The sequence below is a fragment of the Lentzea sp. NPDC005914 genome, assembly GCF_040629405.1.
In the GTDB taxonomy this organism is placed as follows: domain Bacteria; phylum Actinomycetota; class Actinomycetes; order Mycobacteriales; family Pseudonocardiaceae; genus Lentzea.
In genome coordinates this window covers 98,310-116,672 of record NZ_JBEXVQ010000026.1, presented here as the reverse complement: position 1 = coordinate 116,672, position 18,363 = coordinate 98,310, and the positions used below count along the sequence as shown (strand labels likewise).

The 18,363-nt window shown below is 70.1% G+C and carries 1 protein-coding gene (cut by a window edge); it reads left to right on the top strand.

The features are described from left to right. Positions 1–18,363: the 3' portion of a glycosyltransferase gene (locus ABZ345_RS31605; RefSeq protein ID WP_359856712.1), read on the top strand. 9,153 nt of this gene lie to the left of the window's left edge; 18,363 of the gene's 27,516 nt are visible here — the last part of the coding sequence; its start codon lies off the left edge, out of view; its stop codon occupies positions 18,361–18,363.

Here is an 18,363-nt window from a genome sequence, read left to right as displayed (position 1 = left end):
GCGGCGGGCCCGTACGGCTCGCTGGGCGGCAAGGCCGCGCTCGCGACGCCCGCGGTGTCGCAGGCGACCACGAACACCATCACCGAGCAGCGCGCGATCAAGTCCGACGGCGGCTCGAAGCAGGTCACCGTGCCGGTGTCGTACGCGATCGTCGTCACCGACGCGAGCGGCAACCCCAGTCAGTTCGCGACGCTGAGCACGGGCCCGGACGTCACGCTGCAGGTCCCGACCGACCTCAGCACGATCGTCGACTCGGGCAAGACGTCCGACGTGGTCACGCCGGCCGACGCGGAGTGGGGCACGAAGGTCGAGAACGCGGTGCCGGAAGCCGTGGTGGTCAAGGACTCCGGGCAGGCGTTCACCGATGTCGCGGAGAAGCTGCACCCGTCGATCACCAAGATCGGCTCACCCGGTCGCGAGGTACTGCAGAACTTCCTGAGCCCCACCTCGATCCGCAACAACCTGCCCGCGATGCTCGGCGGCTTCGTCACCTCGCCCGACCTGGTCAGCCCGCACGCCAGCAAGGGCGGCGCGGTGCAGATGAGCGCCACGCTGAAGGACGCCAAACTCGTTGGCACGCACGACAAGGCGGCGCTGGACCTGAAGGACACCTCTGCCTGGGGCAGCAGTGTGTCCGCGACCACCAAGACCGGTTTCGACGTCACCGGCGGCATCGGCGGCAACATCGGTGTGCCGGGCCAGGTCGGCGGCACGGTCGGCGCCACCCTCACCTACTCCTCGCGCACCGCGGAGGGCGTGAGCGCGGGGTCGAGCACGAACCACAAGACCGGCATCGGCGTGAAAAACGAGACTGGCCTGTACGAGGTCACCGCCGAGGTCGAGGTCCGCACCCCGTCCGGTGAGAGCGTCAAGATGGAGGTCACCACCCACATGCGCATGGGCCTCAACGAGGCCGGTGCCGTGGGTCTGCCCACCCCGGACGGTTCCCGGAACACGATCACCGACCCCGCCACCGCCGACACCAAGTACCTGCCGCCGTACGTCGCCGACACGCTCGCGGCGGGCAACGCCAAGGTCGGCGAGTTCACCCCGGCCGCCAAGGTGCAGGGCCAGGTCGAGGGCGCGCTGCGGGACCTGCCGGGCTTCGGCAAGTTCCTGCCGCAGTGGAACAACCCGGACGCGAACCCGCGCAGCGGCAAGGGCCAGGGCTTCGCCGACGTCGCCGAGCAGCTCGCGAACCAGCGCAAGCTGACCGCGAACCTGTCCCCCGCCGCGTTGAAGGCGAACATGGACAGCCTGCTCGGTCCGGGCGTCCAGGTGCAGCTGAAGAACTCCGGCAAGACCACGAACACCTACGTCAACGTCACGGTCAAGGCGAAGCTGACCAACCCGAAGCACCTCGGCCAGGCCGACGCGCGCCCGGTCAGCGACTCGACCACCACCGGCCCGAAGCTGGACTCGAACACCACCACCACGAAGGGCTGGACGGGCGGTGTCCAGGGCCGGGTCAACATCCCGGTCAAGACCGGCGTCGCGTCGCTCACCCCGATGCCGCAGGCCGGTGTGTCCTACACGCACTCCAAGGCGGACAAGACCTCCGCGGGACCGGCGGTCAGCAGCACGTCGGCGAACCCCGGCAGCGCGGACGCCCAGGTGTTCTCGAACGACGTCGAGTTCGAGGTCGAGATCACGAGCTTCACCCGGCCGCGCACGTGGGTGCGCAACCTCGTGCCGGGCGCGCCCGGTTTCCACTCTCCCGAGGTGAAGACCGTCGCCAAGACGGGCGCGGGCCTGGACAAGATCGACGGCAAGGTCAACCTGTGGGTGTCGGACGGCTCGACGCTCAAGACCGATCCGGGTGACGGCTTCAAGCCCGGTGAACCGCAGCCGACGAAGATCGAGAACTCCCCCACCGTCAAGGACCTGCTGAACCCCAAGGACCCGCGGCCGAAGTCGCCGGAGTTCCTGCACGTCGAAGCGGTCGCGAACACGACGGCGTTGCGCGACCAGGCGATCGACGCGTTGAACCGCGCGGCGAACGGCGACTCGGCGCTGACCGTGCCGGGCACCGCGTCCCGCGCCCAGATCGACAAGATGTTCACGCCGGAGAACATCAAGGCGAACCTGCAGAGGCTGGTCGAGACCGGCATCCAGGAGCAGGGCCTCAAGTACGACCGCCGCGTCACCGACCGCTCCGGCGCCATCGGCATGTCCGTGAAGCTGGGTGAGGCGAAGCTGGTGTCCATTTCGGACACCACCGGCGCGGACAACTCGGTCAGCGGCGGCTACAAGGCCGGTGAGTCGTCCACGACCAGCCGGTCCGTCGACGTCACCGCCGGCATCAACATCCCGGTGCGCCCCAACGTCACCCCGCCGCCCGCCGGTACGCCGTCGAACCCGAGCGGGTCCGGCGGTGCCGCGGTGACCGGCAAGGTCACGCCGTGGTCGGACTCCAAGACCGAGTCGAACGAGATCGGCGGCAACGTCGACCGCGGCCGCACCACGCCGGGTGACGCGCGGACCGTGCTGGTCCAGATCGACGCCGAGTTCACCATCGTCGGCGAGAGCCGCGCCGGGAACTTCGTGCACGGAGGTACGCCGAACGCCGAGGGCGTCACGGTGACCATGCCGAAGTCGGTGTTCGTGCGGGTGTCCGAGGACGTGGCACGGGACCTCGGCGTGCTGCCCAAGGTCGAGTCGAGCGTGCCGAAACCGGACTTCCCGAAGATGGCGCCGCCATCGACGGTGGCCGTCGGCGAACCGGGCGCGCTGGGTCTGTCCACTGTGGAGTCGGTGCCGGACCTGTCCGGTGTCGTCAACGAACTCACGGGCAAGCTCTCCGCGAACACCAAGAAGTTCGGCAGCGACTCGCTGATCCCGGACTCGGTGCTCAAGGACTCGATGAGCAACCTGCAGCGCATCGTCGACCTCAACTCGCCGGCCAGCGTCAAGGCGATGATCGACAGTGCGATGGACGGCGGCGTGCCGCTGCTGGTGCACCAGCCCGGCACGTTCGGCAAGGACTCCTACCAGGTCACGTTGCGGGCCAAGGCGGGCGAGCCGCAGTTCGACCAGGTCGTCAACGACGGCGTCGACATGACCCACAACAACGGCGGCTCCCGCAAGGAGAGCCAGGGTCAGGGCCGCGGTTCCGGCTGGGGCGCGGGCATCCGCGCGCCGGGCCTTGCCTCGCCGGGCAGCGCGAACCCGAACGTCTCCGGCACCGCTGGTGCGGCCGTGGGCGCGAACATCGGTGGCAGCAAGAGCAGTTCGGTCACCACCTCGACCACCGAGGCGTTCAGCAACACCCGGACCGCGAGCGGACCGGCGGCGCAGTACACCGTGCCGGTCGAGTTCGAGCTCGTCGTCGAAAAGGGCACCAAGGAGATCGCGAAGGCCGGGAGCGGCAAGCAGGAGATGGTGGTCCGCACGCACGCGGACAACCAGAAGGTCTCCCAGCCGACGTCCGGTCGCGGGAACCCGCAGCCGTACATGTCCGCCGCCAGCAAGCGCGGCAGCGAGTTCGGCACGCCCGAGGCGACGTTCGCCTTCCAACAGGACAGCCGTGCCACGCAGCTGCCACCGACCGCGTCGGTCGAGAACCTGCGCGGTGCCAACGACCTGCGCGACGCTGCGGTGAAGGCGTTGACGGAGGCGGGCGCGGGCAAGGGTCTCACCGGCAAGGGCACGGGCTCGTTGAACAGCCTGCTGGCCACGCTGAGCCCGGAGAACCTGCAGCCGCACCTGCCCTCGATGCTGTCGGGCCCGCTGGACGTGCCGGGTCTGAAGGAAGCGGCGCTGACGTTCGGGCAGGACGCCGACGTCAAGGTCTACGCGAAGCTGGTGAACCCGCAGCTGGGGTCGCTCAGCGACAGCGTCAAGATCGAGAACCCGCTGACCACGAAGACTTCGGAGACCTCCAGCGAGGCCAAGTCTTCCGAGACCGCCGACGTGTCGGTGGGTCTCGCGCAGGGCAGCGCGGCGGTCAAGCAGGGCACGGACCCGAAGGACACCGTCAACTTCGGCACCGGAGGTGTCGAGGCGCGGCACGCCGGTGAGGACTCCGCCGCGGTGTCCGGTGGACCGGCGCAGGCCGAGGGCGGCAACATCAAGCCCAAGGACACCCCGCGCACCGGGCTCGTGCAGTTCGACGTCGAGTACCGCGTGGTCGCGACGATCGGCGGCAAGACCGGTGTCGTCGACCTGACCGTGCCCGGTTCGGCCGGCGTGCGCATGCCCGACACCGCGGTCGAGACCGTGCTCAAGCACGAGCTCGGCGACTCGGTGAAGGACGCCCAGACCGAGGTCAAGAAGGCGGCCGACGACTGGCGGACCGCGGAGAAGGACGTCGAGAAGGCCCGGCACGACGCCCAGGACGCCATCAACGAGGCCGCGGCCGTGCTGGCGAGGACCGACCAGCCTCGTGGCGACGCCGCGACGGCGTTGAACGCCGCGGTCGACGCCCACTTGGACGCCGAGGCCAAGCTCCCGGCGCTGGAGGCCGAGGCCGCCAGGACGCAGGCCGAGGTGGCGCGCACCCGCGCCGAGATCCAGGAGCTCAACCCGCAGATCACGTCGCTGAGCCAGGACGCCCTGTCCACCAAGGACGCTCTCGACGACGCGCAGATCAACGGCGCTCCCCAGGCCGAGCTGGACCGGCTCGGGCAGGAGGCCGACGCGGCGCACACCGCGCTGACCGACGCCCAGCAGCAGCTCACCGACGCCCACGCGGACCTCGACGCCCAGCGCAAGGCCGCCGCCGACGCCCGCGCCGAACTGCAGGCACAGCACCAGGTCGTCGCTGAAGCGGACAAAGCCCGCGCCGACGCCGAGGCCGCGCACCAGAAGCTGGTGGACGAGCAGACCGCGGCCGAGAAGGCGATCAAGGACGCCGAGACCAGGCTCGACGACGCCCGGCGCGCCGCGGACGCCAAGCAGCAGGCGTGGTGGGACGCGAAGGCCGAGGTGGACCGCCAGATCGACGCGTTCAACACGGCCGCGCAGGCCCCGCCGCCAGTGCCGCCCAAGGACCAGCCGTCGACGAGCACGACCGCCGACACCACCACCAGCAACACGACGGCCGACACCAACGCGAACGCGAACGTCGGCCTCGACCAGAAGCCGTTGCCGCCGCTGCCCCCCGAGTCCTCCGTGGCGGAGACCAGCCGCAGCGGTGCCGAGGCGAGTTCGTCCCGCCCCGCGCCGCCGGCATCGTCCACTCAGGTCCGCAGCGGTGGCGCGCCGCCCGCGATGACGCCGCCGACCGCGGAGTCCCACCGCGGCAAGGACGTCATCACTGACGAGTCGTGGCGGCACGACCCCGCGAAGACCGCGGACTGGTCCCGCCCGAACAACCCGGCCGACCGCAGCAGCTGGGCCGACCGCAGGGACGACAAGAACGTCCGGACCGTCGACCAGGTCGTCCACGACGTCCGCACCGACAGCACGCCGGGCAACATCAAGTCCTACCAGGGACTCATCAACTACGACCTGCGCCGCATCGAGACGACTCCCGGCAACTTCGTGCAGGAGTACACCGTCAAGGTGCACGTCGACCCGGCCAAGGGCGTCAGCCCCGAGGTGATCGCACAGGTCAAGGACAACGCCTCCAACGGCGTGAACTCGTTGCTGAACCAGGGTTTCCGGTTGCCCAGCGGCGACCAGTTCCACCTCAACCTCGAGTTCACCGACAACCAGGCGGACGCGCACACCACCATCAAGGTCGACCCGAAGAATCCCAACGTCGACCAGACGCACTGGAACCCGGACACCAGCCCCGAGGTCCTCGCCCACGAAACCCTGCACTACCTGGGCATCCCGGACGAGTACAGCGACTCGAGCCGCGTGTTCCAGCAGCACGACACGAACTCCGGTGTCCACAAGGACGACGGCGGCATGATGGGTGCCGACGTCCACCTGCCCGACCCCGGCATCCGGCCACGTCACCTCTGGCTGATCGAACGCACCGCCAACAGCCAGGTCATGGTCCCGGACACCAGGCTGCAGCCCGCGGGCCCGGCGACCGTGCCGCCCCCGGCAGGCTGGACCCCGCCCGCCGACACTCCGCCCAGCACGAACACCAGGCCCGGCAGCAAGCCCGAGGTCGAGGGCGACACCCGGCCGATGAAGCGCGCGGCCAGCGCGGACGCCAACGACCGCGTGACCAAGCGCAAGCCCGCCGAACAGGCCTGGGCCGAGCCCGGTCCGAGCACGCAGTCGAGCACCGGCATGGACGTCGACGCCCAGCCGGACGTCCAGCCAGACAGCCAGCTCGACAACCTCGCCGCCAGCTTCGGCGACCTCTCGCTGGGCGAGGTCGACTTCGCCTACAACCCGTCGTTCGCGCGGCTGGCGAACGGCGACGTCGACCTGCCGACGAAGGACACGTACCTCCAGAACCTCAAGAAGAGCGTCGACAACGACACGCCGCCGTCGTTCGTTGTCAACATGATCGTCGGCAAGGACCAGATCGGTGACATCAACAACGTCATCGACAGCATCACGGCGGACGCGGGCGACCTGAAGAACAACATGGTGTTCGTGGTCGGCGTGAACGCCAAGACCGCGGACCTCCCGGCGCTGCAGCAGGCCATCAACGACGCCAACGCGACCGTGCAGGGCCGCACGGAACCGATCGCACTGGTGGCGCTGGATGCCGGAAACGGGGCCAAGTTCCCGTACGGCAAGATGCGCAACGACACGATGACCAGCAACGCCAACAAGTTCGCCGTCGGCGCCATGCTGGGCAAGGGCACGCACCCGTACCTCTCGATCCAGGACTTCGACAGCGGTTCACGGCGCGTGCCATCGGGCAAGGACGTCTTCACCCACTTCACCGAGACGGTCCACTCGCCGGAGGCCGGTTCGCTGCGGCCGTTGATGTACGTCGGCGGTTACCGGGTCGCCGACCCCGCCGCGCTCGTCAACGACGTCCAGACCCGGATCGACCGGGAGCAGGCGGCTCTGAACGCCGACACCGAGCTCGACGCCAAGGCCAAGAAGAAGAAACAGGACGAGCTCGACACCGCCCAGGCGCAGGTTCGCCGGGCCGACTTCGTCCAGAACTTCGAGCAGGCCATGCGCGACGACATGGACGCGCGGGCCCGGCAGGCGGACGTCAGCCCGCTGCTGCCGTACTCCCCCGAGCCGAACCTGTTCATCGACGCCGTCGTGCCGCTGGTCGACGAGAACGTGCGGTTCAGCCCCGGCACCGCGGAGTTCAACGGCCTCGGCAAGTCGATGAACGAGTTCGCGGCGGGCGAGATCGTCGACATCCACAAGGCCAAGTCCGCGTCGCAGAAGGACATGAGGACCCGCGTCGAGGACATCGTGACCGGCGCCGCGGTCGACGGCGCGACGAACCGCAACCCGTACCGCGGCGAGACCTTCTCCAGCGATTTCGTCAACGGGGCGGTCGGGACCGACCTGTCGAGGATCGCGCTCGGCTTCGCCAAGGACAAGGGCCAGAACTGGCCGCAGTCGCACGTCGAGTTCGACACGGTGCCCGGCCGGTTCTTCGGCGACAAGCCGGGGCCGGACGACAGGGCGGCGAAGCAGGGCACGTCTCCCAACGACATCCGCAAGGGGTTCCAGGGCAAGACGCACGCGGAGCGCGAGGCCCAGCAGCTCAAGGAACACACCTACGTTCCAGACCCGGCCACCGGCCGCCAGAAGCTCGAGTCCACCGACGGCGCGTGGACACCGAGTAAGGAAGACGCACGCAAGCTCGGCTGGCAGGACAAGAACAAGCTCGACAAGGGTGTCTCCGCGCCGTTGAAGGACGGTCTCGGCTACTCCGGCCTCGACCCCGAGGCCGCGCCGGCGCCCGCTCCCGGCACGACCGCCGGGCCTTCCACGAGCTCCGACGCCATGGACGTCGACACCCCGCCCGCCAAGAAGGGCAAGGGCGCGAAGAAGGAGAAGGCGCCGAAGCTCACCGCAGCGGAGAAGAGGGCCGCGACGGCGGCCAAGGAAGCGCTGCTGCCGGCGATCACCGTCGAGACCAAGCAGCACAAGATGGCCGCCATGCTGGACATGGCGTTGTCGGACAACAACAGCAGCGTCACCCGCACGTTCGGCACGTTCCAGCACGGCGTCCTGCCCCTGGCCCCCGCGCCCCGGCAGGACGGCGTGTTCAACGCGGTGCACCAGGCCCTGGGCAGCCCCGCGGACATCTCGCCGGAAAGCCTGCGGCACAACACCATCGAGAGGGCGTCGACCGCCTCGGCGCCGACCACCACGAAGATCGCCCGCTTCCAGCAGCAGCACGACCTCGCGGGTGGCCACCTGGTCAACGCGTTCATCGAGCCCGGCCCGACGCCGCAGACCCGCATTCCGGCCCACTTCAACCCAGGCTCCGGCGAGGTCGGGGTCGACAACGACGGCACGCCCGGCCGCGAGCTCACGGACGTCGAGCGCGAAGTCCAGAACCAGGTCGACGCCGACGAGAAGAAGGCCGACAACGCCAAGGCCGCCAAGGCCGAGGAACTGGCGGTCAAGCTGCTCGCGACCGAGATCGGCCGGCCGATCCGGGTCCACGGTCCCGGCGGGGTCTCGACCATCCAGCCGTTCGCCGAGCCGAGGCCCGAACTCGGGCCGAAGGCCACCAAGGCGGAGAAGGCGGCGGTTCAGGCCTGGCAGCCGCGGGTCTTCGGGGAGCCGCTCGACATCGACGCGCGGCCGAACCCCAGTGGCAACGGCAAGACCATCTTCAGCCCGCACACCCCGCCGAACGACCTCGGCGAGGGCCCGTCGCACCGCGCCGCGCCGCCCGCGCCCGAGGTCCAGACGCGTCCGGCACCGCCGAACCCGGTCATCCCGATGACCACACTGGCGCCGCAGCCGGTGGGCCAGGTCATGCCGGGGCAGCAGAACCTGCCCGCGTTCTTCCAGGACAACAAGGCGCTCGGCACGATCGCGTCGACGGACGTGCGCGGCGCCGACCAGGTCACCAACGCGATCGCGAACCTCAAGCCCGCCGACGCCGCCCGCATCCAGCAGGCGCTCACCGGCGACTTCGAGTCGTTCCTGGGTGGCGGCCGCACCTTCCAGGTCAAGATCGGCAACACCTGGTACGAGGCGGGCGTCCGCGCCACCATGGCGGCACCCGCCACACCGTCCACCGTGGACGCGCCGGACGTGAAGGTCGACGCGGTCGCGCAGTCCGGCAACTCGTCGGCGACCACACACACCGTCGCCACGGCCAACGACATCGGCGGCTCGGCCACGGCCGGTGTCGCCATGGGCCCGTACGGCTCGCTCGGCGGCAAGGCGCAGTTCGCCACGCCGGCGCAGTCGCAGACGTCGTCCACCTCGCTGACCGACCAGCGCGCGATCCGGGCGGGCGAGGGCTCGACGCAGGCCACCGTGCCGGTGGCGTACGACATCACGCTCACCGACGCGAACGGCAACGTCCAGACCTTCGACCCGGTCACCACCGGCACCGACGTCACGCTGCAGATCCCGAACGACCTCGCGACGATCACCAGCTCCGGCAACACCTCCGCCGCGGTCACGCCGCCGGACGCCGGGTGGGGCGCGAAGATCGAGCACCCCGCCCCCGAGGCGGTGTCGGTCGACGACCAGCAGAAGGCGTTCTCCGACGTCGCGGCGAAGCTGCACCCGTCGATCACCAAGGTCGGTTCTCCCGGCCGCGAGGCGCTGCAGAACTTCATCAGCCCCACCACGATCCGCAACAACCTCGGCTCGATGCTCGGCGGCGCCTACGTGACGTCGCCGGACCTGATCAGCCCGCACGCGAGCAAGGGCGCGGCGGTGCAGATGACGGCGACGCTGAAGACCGCGGAGCTGGTCGGCACGCACAACAGCTCGGTGCTGCGCCTGCACGACACGGCGTCGCACAGCAGTGGCGTGTCCTCCACGACCAAGTCCGGTGGCGGCGTCACGGCCGGCTTCGGCGGCAACATCGGTGTGCCGAACGCGGTCGGCGGCCAGGTCGGCGCCACGCTCGGCTACTCGGCCAGCGCCGCGGAGAACGTCAACGCGGGCACGAACGTCAGCCACAAGAGCGGCATCCAGATCAAGGGCGACACCGGTCTGTACAAGGTCACGGCCGAGGTCGAGGTCCGCACGCCGAGCGGTGCGCCGGTCAAGGTCCCGGTCACCACCTACCTGCGTCTCGGCCTGCCCGAGGCCGGCGCGCTGGGCCTGCCGACGCCGGACGGCACCCGCAACTCCACTGTGGACCCGGCCACCGCGGGCACGAAGTTCGCGCCGCCGTACATGGCCGGCGCGATCGCCGCGGGCAACGCGAAGGTCGGCGAGTTCACGCCGGCCGCGCAGGTGCAGAACCAGGTCGAGGACGCGGTGCGCGGCCTGCCGGGATTCTCGAAGTTCCTGCCGAGCTGGAACAACCCGAGCGCCAACCCGCGCAGCGGCAAGGGCCAGAGCTTCGCGGACGTCGCCGAGCAGATCGAGAACCAGCGCAAGCTGACCTCGCAGCTCTCGCCGGCGGCGTTGAAGACCAACATGGACAGCCTGATGGGCCCCGGCGTCCAGGTGCAGCTGAAGAACAGCGGCAAGGCCACCAACACCTACGTCAACGTCACCGTCAAGGCGAAGCTGACCAACCCGCAGCACCTCGGCCAGGCCGACGCGCGCAACGTCCGTGACGCGTCGTCGACCGGACCGAAGCTCGACGCGTCCACGACGACCACCAAGGGCTGGAGCGGTGGCGTCGAGGGCAAGGTGACGATCCCGGTCAAGACCGACGTGGCCGCGCTGACGCCGTCGCCGCAGTTCGGCGTGAAGTACAACCACTCGTGGGCGGACAAGACGACGGCCGGCCCGTCGGTCAACAGCACGTCGCTCAACGTCGGCAGCCCGAACGCCCAGGTGTTCCAGCACGACGTCGAGTTCGAGGTCGAGATCACGACGTTCACCCGGCCGCGCGCCTGGGTGCGGCGGATCGTGCCCGGTGCGCCCGGATTCCAGTCGCCCGAGGTGGCGACCGTCGCCAAGACGGGCGCGGGCCTGGACAAGATCGACGGCAAGGTCAACCTGTGGGTGTCGGACAGCTCCACTTTGGACACCGACCCCGGTGACGGGTTCAAGCCCGGCGACCCGGAGACCCGCAAGCTCAAGGACGCGCCGACCGTCAAGGACCTGCTGAGCGCGAAGCCCAAGGAGAGGTCACCGGACTTCCTGCACGTCGAGGCGGTCGCCAACACCGAGGCGCTGCGCAACGAGGCCATCGACGCGCTCAACCGCGCCGCCGGTGGTGACTCGGCGCTGACCGTGCCGGGCACCGCGTCGCGAGCGCAGATCGACAGGATGTTCTCCCCCGAGAACATCAAGGCCAACCTGCGCAAGCTGACCGAGACCGGCATGCAGGAACAGGGCCTGAAGTACGACCGGCGGGTTACCGACCGCACCGGCGCTCTCGGGATGTCGTTCCAGCTGAGCAACCCCAAGATCGTGTCCATTTCGGACAACACCGGAACCGAGAACGCGAACACCGGCGGCTACAAGGCTTCCCAGTCGTCGTCGACGAGCCGGTCGGTCGACGTCACCGGTGGCGTCAACGTCCCGATCAAGCCGAACCCGGCCGCGCCGGCCTCGCAGACCAGTGGCGCCGGCGGTGTCGCGGTGGCGGGCAAGTACACGCCGTGGTCGGACTCGAAGTCGTCGTCGAACGAGATCGGCGGCGCGGTCGACCGCAACTACGTGACGCCCGCCGGCGGCCGCACCGTCCTGGTGCAGCTGGACGCGGACGTCACCGTCGTCGGGGAGAGCCGCGCGGCGAACTTCCTGCACGGCGGCACACCACGGGCAGAGGGTGCTTCCGTCACGCTGCCCAACTCGGTGTTCGTGCGCGTGACCGAGGACGTGGCACGGGACATGGGCCTGCTGCCCGACGTGCAGCCGAACGTGCCCAAGCCCGACTTCCCGAAGATGGCGCCGCCGTCCTCGGTCGCCAAGGGCGAGCCGAGCGCGCTCGGTCTGTCCACTGTGGAGTCCGTGCCGGATCTCTCGGGTGTGGTCACGAAGCTGACCGAGGACGTCAACGCCAAGACCGCGAAGCGCTTCGGTGACCCGCTCGTGCCGGACTCGGTGCTCAAGGACTCGATGAGCAACCTGCAGCGCATCGTCGACTTCAGCTCGCCCGCCAGCGTCAAGGCGATGATCGACAGCGCGATGGACGGCGGCGTGCCGTTGCTGGTGCACCAGCCCGGCACGTTCGGCAAGGACTCGTTCCAGGTCACCCTGCGCGCCAAGGCGGACACGCCGCGGTTCCAGGAGGTCGTCAACGACGGCGTCGAGATGGAGCACACGGCCCAGGGCTCGCAGAAGGTGACCTCCGGCCAGGGGCGCGGCACCGGCTGGGGCATCGGCATCAAGGCGCCGGGACTCGCGTCGCCCGGCAGCGCGAACCCGAACGTGTCCGGCACCGCGGGTGTGATCGCGGCGGCGAACATCGGGCAGTCGCAGAGCCAGTCGGTAACCCAGTCGACCGTCGACCAGTTCAGCCAGTTCCGCGGCGCGAGCGGACCGGCGGCGCGCTACACCGTGCCCGTCGAGTTCGAGCTCGTCGTCGAGAAGGGCAGCAAGGTCGTCGCGCGGGCCGACTCGGGGCCGCAGGAGATGACCGTCCGCCTGCACGCGGACAACCAGAAGGTCGCCGGCTCCGGGCAGCCGCGGCCGTACTGGACGGAGATCCACACCCGCACCGCGGACCAGGGCAGCCCGCAGGCCGCGGCGCAGTGGCAGCAGGACGGTTCTCCCGCCGCGCTGCCGCCGACCGCGTCCGTGGAGAACCTGCGCGGCGCCCAGGACCTGCGCAACGCGGCGATCCAGGCGCTCACCGACGCGGGCGCGGGCAAGGGTCTCACCGGCAAGGGCACCGGCTCGTTGAACAGCCTGCTGTCCACACTGAGCCCGGAGAACCTGCAGCCGCACCTGCCGTCGATGCTGTCCGGTCCGTTGACCGTGCCGGGCCTGCACGAGGCAGCGCTGACGTTCGGGCAGGACGCGGACGTCAAGGTGTACGCGAAGCTGGTCGACCCGACGCTGAACTCGTTGAGCGACGCCGTGGCGCTCGAGAACCCGAAGTCGCAGGTCAGCTCTACCAGCAGCGACGCGAAGGTCTCCGAGACCGGGGACGTGTCCGTGGGACTCGCGACCGGCGGCGCCGCGGTGAAGCAGGGCACGGACCCCAAGGACACGGTCAGTTTCGGTGCGAGCGGCGTCGAGCTGCGGCACGCGGGCGAGGACTCGTCCGGGCTCTCCGGCGGACCGACCGACAACAAGACCAGCAACCTCAAGCCGAAGACCCGCACCGGCCTGGTGCAGTTCGGCGTCGAGTACCGCGTGGTCGCCACGATCGGCGGCAAGACGGCCGTCGTCGACCTGTCCGTGCCCGGCTCGGCCGCGGTCCGCATGCCGGCGGCCGAGGCGCAGACCGTGCTGGGCCACTCGTTCGACGCCGGGCTGACAGACGCGCAGACCGAGGTCAAGAAGGCGGCGGACGACTGGCGCAAGGCCGAGGTCGAGGTCGACGCCAAGCGGCACGAGGCGCAGCAGGTGATCAATGAGGCCGCCGCGCTGCTCGCCCGCAACGACTCCGCGTTCACGCGCGTGCAGATCGACTTCAACACGTCGATCGACCAGCATCTCGACGCGCAGGCACGGGTTCCGGCCCTGGAAGCCCAGGCCGAGACCGCGCGCATCGAGGAGGCTCGCACCACCGACACCATCGCGGACCTGACCGCACGGGTCGACGCCCTCGGCCTCGACGTGCTGGGCCTGCAGTCCCAGGTGGCCGAGGCCCGGCTCGACGCCGACGCCAAGGCGCAGACGCCCGAGCACGCGGCCGCCTCACTCGCGTTGCAGAACGCGCAGCAACGGGCCGAGGCTGCGATGAGCGCGTTGGAGCAGACACAGCAGCAGCTCAACGACGCCCGTGCGACGCTCGAGGTGCAACGCCAGGAAGCCGCCGACCGCCATGCCGACCTGACCGCACAGGAGCAGGCCGTCGCTCAGGCCGACGACGCCCGCACCGCCGCGGAGACCCAGCACGCACAGGCCGTCGCCTCCCTCGCCGCCGACCGCGCGGCGCAGGAGAACCGCATCAAGGACGCGGAGACTGTGCTGAACGACGCCCGCCGTGCCGCGGACGCCAAGCAGCAGGCGTGGTGGGACGCGAAGGCCGAGGTCGACCGGAAGATCGCCGACTTCAACACGGCTCCGGCCAGCAGCGACACGCAGACGCCTCCGCCGCCCCCGCCGCCTTTGGACAAGGGCAAGGGCGAGCAGCTGCCGCCATTGCCGCCTGCCGTGGGTGGCTTCGAGGCGGGTCCGAGCGGGAGCAGGTCGGCCCCGGCGGAGACGAACCCGGAGTCGAGCAAGGCCGGGCCGAGCCACGCCGAGTCGAGCAAGGCCGGGTCGAGCCACGCCGCGCCCAGCCACGCCGAGCCGAGCCACGCCGGATCCAGCCACGCCGAGTCCAACAAGGCCGAGTCCAACCACACCGAGCCCCGCCACGCAGAGCCCCGCCACGCCGGATCCAGCCGAGCCGGGTCCAGCCAGGACGTGCAGACGCGCCCGGCGCCGCTGCCCCCTTCGGCGCCGGCGGTCACGACCACGGCTGCCGACACCAACGCACCGACGGCCGCCACCACCACCGACGTCCACACCACCGCCACCGACGCCGACGCGCCCGTCACCCCGAGCACCACCACCGACGCGCCCGTCAGCCCAAGCACCCCCTCCGACACCCATCCCGACGTCACCGGGTCCACCGAGCTGGACACCCGGCTCGCCGCCCTCACCTCCGACGCCATGGCCACCGCGTCCCCGATGGCCAAGCTGGTCGAGATGAAGCTGCAGTCCGACCCGCGCAAGTACGTGCAATCCGAAGCGGGGCTGCACCTGCTGCACGCCTCGGTGGTGCTCGACACCAGGACCGACGAGATCGCCGCGATGGTCCAGGAGCACGGCATCGACGAGGTCGCGCGGACGTTCAACAAGGCGTTCGAGCGGCCGATCATCGAGACCGCGCAACTGCGGCAGTTCGGCGACCTCGGCAACCCGGACAACCGGGCCAGGTTCGACGAGTGGGCGCACCAGCTGTGGTCCACGGTCAACGGCGCGGACGGCCTCAACGCCGATCCGGACCGAGTCGCCGCGGACATCTTCAACCACGACAAGGGCTACAACCGCGCGTTCAACTTCGCGCAGGAGGCCGCGGTCGAGGGTCTCGTCGAGGCGCCGAGCCTCGGCCAGGCGATGGCCAAGTTCGGCGACCACGGCACCGAAGCCCCGGCGCAGGCGATGTGGTTGTTCCAGGTGATGGCCGAGGCGCAGCTCATCCCCAACGGCGGTGCGGTGAGCTCGGCGCAGTTCACCGCGGCGGTCAACAGCAACCTCGACGGTCTTCCGGCGGGGCTGGGGCTGAACGACGACAAGATCGCCGAGCTGGCCGAGATCCTCGACTCCTACGCGATGCTCGACGATGACACTGACACGGACGCAGCACCGCCCGCTCCCCCGGCCGATGCGGCTCCGGGCAAGCAGAACCCGTTGCACAGCACCGCGACCAGCGCGCCGTGGTTCGACCCTCGGACGCCGGTGTCCTCCCAGGCCATCGCGGACGCCCGCGCCACGACCCCGGCGACCAGCTGGGTGCGCGGCGAGGACGGCGGTGTCCTGAACACCACGACGGTCGGGCCGCGGGGCATCACCATGCAGTCCTGGCGCGGACCGATCGCCTACGACAACCGCGTGCTGAACGTCGACGGCGTGCCGGTGCGGGACTTCACGGTCCGGCTGCACCTGGACAACGCGGAAGGTGACATCCGGGACCGGACCCGCGCGGGCGTCGAGGAGATGTTCAACCAGGGGTACCGGCTGCCCAGTGGCGAGCAGTTCCACGTCACGGTGGAGTTCACGGACAACCCCGGCGACGCGCACGCCACGATCAACGTCACCGACGACCCCGAGGGCCGCGCGAACCAGCTGACCTGGCCCGCGCACACCGACCAGCGCAGGCTCGCGCACGAGGTCGGGCACTTCCTCGGCCTGCGCGACGAGTACCTCGAGACCGGTGACGTGAAGCCGATCTTCCAGCACCAGGACGGCAAGGGACGCGTAGTCAGCGACAACTCCCCCATGACCGCCGGCATCGACCGGGCGGACGCGAAGCTCAAGCCTCGTCACCTGGAGTTGATCGAGAGCCGGATGACCGCGCTGCAGTCGCACAACCGGCCGCAGCCGACGGCGTTCGACGCCGATCTGCCCGCGCCGAACATGCCCAAGCGCGAGCGTCCGGACACGATGGACGTCGACCAGGACGGCGATCCCACCAAGCGCCGCCGCGACGACGACCACGTGTTCGACGCGGGCGAGGAACCGTCCGATGTGGACATGGATGCGCCGGAGGTCGAGCTCGGCAACGAGAACGGCGTGCACAATGCCGCGTTCGAGAACCTCGCGAACGGGCAGACGCTCACGCCCATCACGGCCGAGAACTACTTGCGGCGCACCAGGGACAGCATCGCGAACAACGAGCCACCGGCGTTCGTCGTGAGCATGATCGTCCGGGCGGGCGAGCTGAACCAGCTCGACGACGTCATCAACGGCGTCATGGCCAACACGAACAACATGGACGGCCGCGTGGCGTTCGTGCTCGGCGTGAACGCGTCGTCGCAGCAGGACATCGACGACGCGATGACGGCCGCGGCACCGGTGGTCAACGGTCGCACGGAGCCCATCGCGCTGGTGAGCGTGCCGCACGGGCCGAAGGGCTTCAAGTTCGGCGAGACCCGCAACGCGACGCTGCAGAGCAACGCGCACGAGTACGCGGTGACGGCGTTGGCGGCCAACGGAACGCACCCGTACGTGTCGATCATGGACTTCGACGCGGGCGACCGCAGGACGCGCGAGGGCGGCCACGTCTTCGACCACGTCGAGCAGCTCATGGCCGCCGAGGAGGTCGGCCCGGCGGACGGCCCCGACACCCCGGCGCCGTTGCGCCCGTTGATGGTCGGCGGCGGTTACCGCGTGGCCATCACGCCGGAGCAGCTGCACGCGGACGTCACGGCCCGCATCGATGGCGACTCGAAGACCAGCGACGCGCAGAAGCAGGCCTACAAGGCCAAGCTGAACGAGCCGGGCTTCGCGGACCGGTTCGTGCACATGATCGACGCGGACATGCACGCGCGCCGCACCCAGCAAGGCATCCACCCGTTGCTGCCCTACACGCCGGAACCGAACCTGTTCTTCGACGCACTGGTGCCGCTCGCCGACCCGTCGGTGAAGTTCGGCGAGGGCGCGACGGAGTTCGGGCAGCTCAGCTCGTCGCTGAACAGGTTCCACGCCGTGGAGATCGCCGGTCACTACGACCCGCGCACGCCGGAGGAGAAGGCCGGGACCGTCCCGGTCGACCAGGCGAAGCTGGCCGCGGCCGCCGAGCTCGTCAGGGTCGACGTCCAGAACAACCGCGACCCCGTGCGCGGCCAGGCGTTCACCGCGGACTTCGTCTCGGGCGACACCGGCACCGACCTGTCCAGGATCGCCTACGGGCTGATCAAGGACGGCAAGCTGCCCCAGTCGCACACCGCGCTGCCGAACGTGACCGAGCGCTTCTTCGACGGCAAGCCCGCCAAGAAGGGCACCGCGTTCGCCGACGAACGCGAGCGGCTCTCGACCGGCGAGCAGCGGGTCGTCGAGCCGTTCCGCCCGCCCGCCGAGGGGCAGACCACGAACACGTGGAGCCCGCCCCGCAAGATGGAGACGCAGCTCGGCGCGCCGGCGAAGAACCGGATGAGCCCGGCCGTGTCGGCACCGCTGCCCGCGCCGTTCGGGCAGCAGCAGGCAGGTGTCCAGAAGGACCAGAAGGTGGTGGCGGCGCACGGGATCGTGGCGTCCGATCACCTCAACCAGACCCTGCGGCAGATCCGGCATCTCAACACGGACGTGCTGCGCGGCCAGAACCCGCCGCCGACCACCGACAACGGCCTGTACGCCGCGATCGGCGCGGCGAAGCAGGTCCACCCGGCGGCGCTGCGGCTGCAGGTCGTGGAGCTCGCGTCGAAGAGCCCCGCGGTGGCCAAGGCAGTGGCCGACTTCACCGTCAACAGGCCGATGCACACCGGGCACATGGTCGGCGCGCTGGTGGAGAACCTGAACTGGAACATGCAGCCCGACGCCCAGGAGAACAGCGGCGCCGGCAACGCACGTGACCTGGTCGGACACCTCATCGCGACCCAGCAGCGCGTGAACGTGCGGATCCACCAGCCGGGCGGCAACCCGGTGCTGCTGCGGCCGATGGGCGAGGCGACGAACGAAACGGTCGAGATCGAGATGGTGATGAACGGGCGTCAGGTCACCTATCGGCCGTACCGTGGCCCACAGGGGCTACACCAGGACGAATCGATGCTTTAG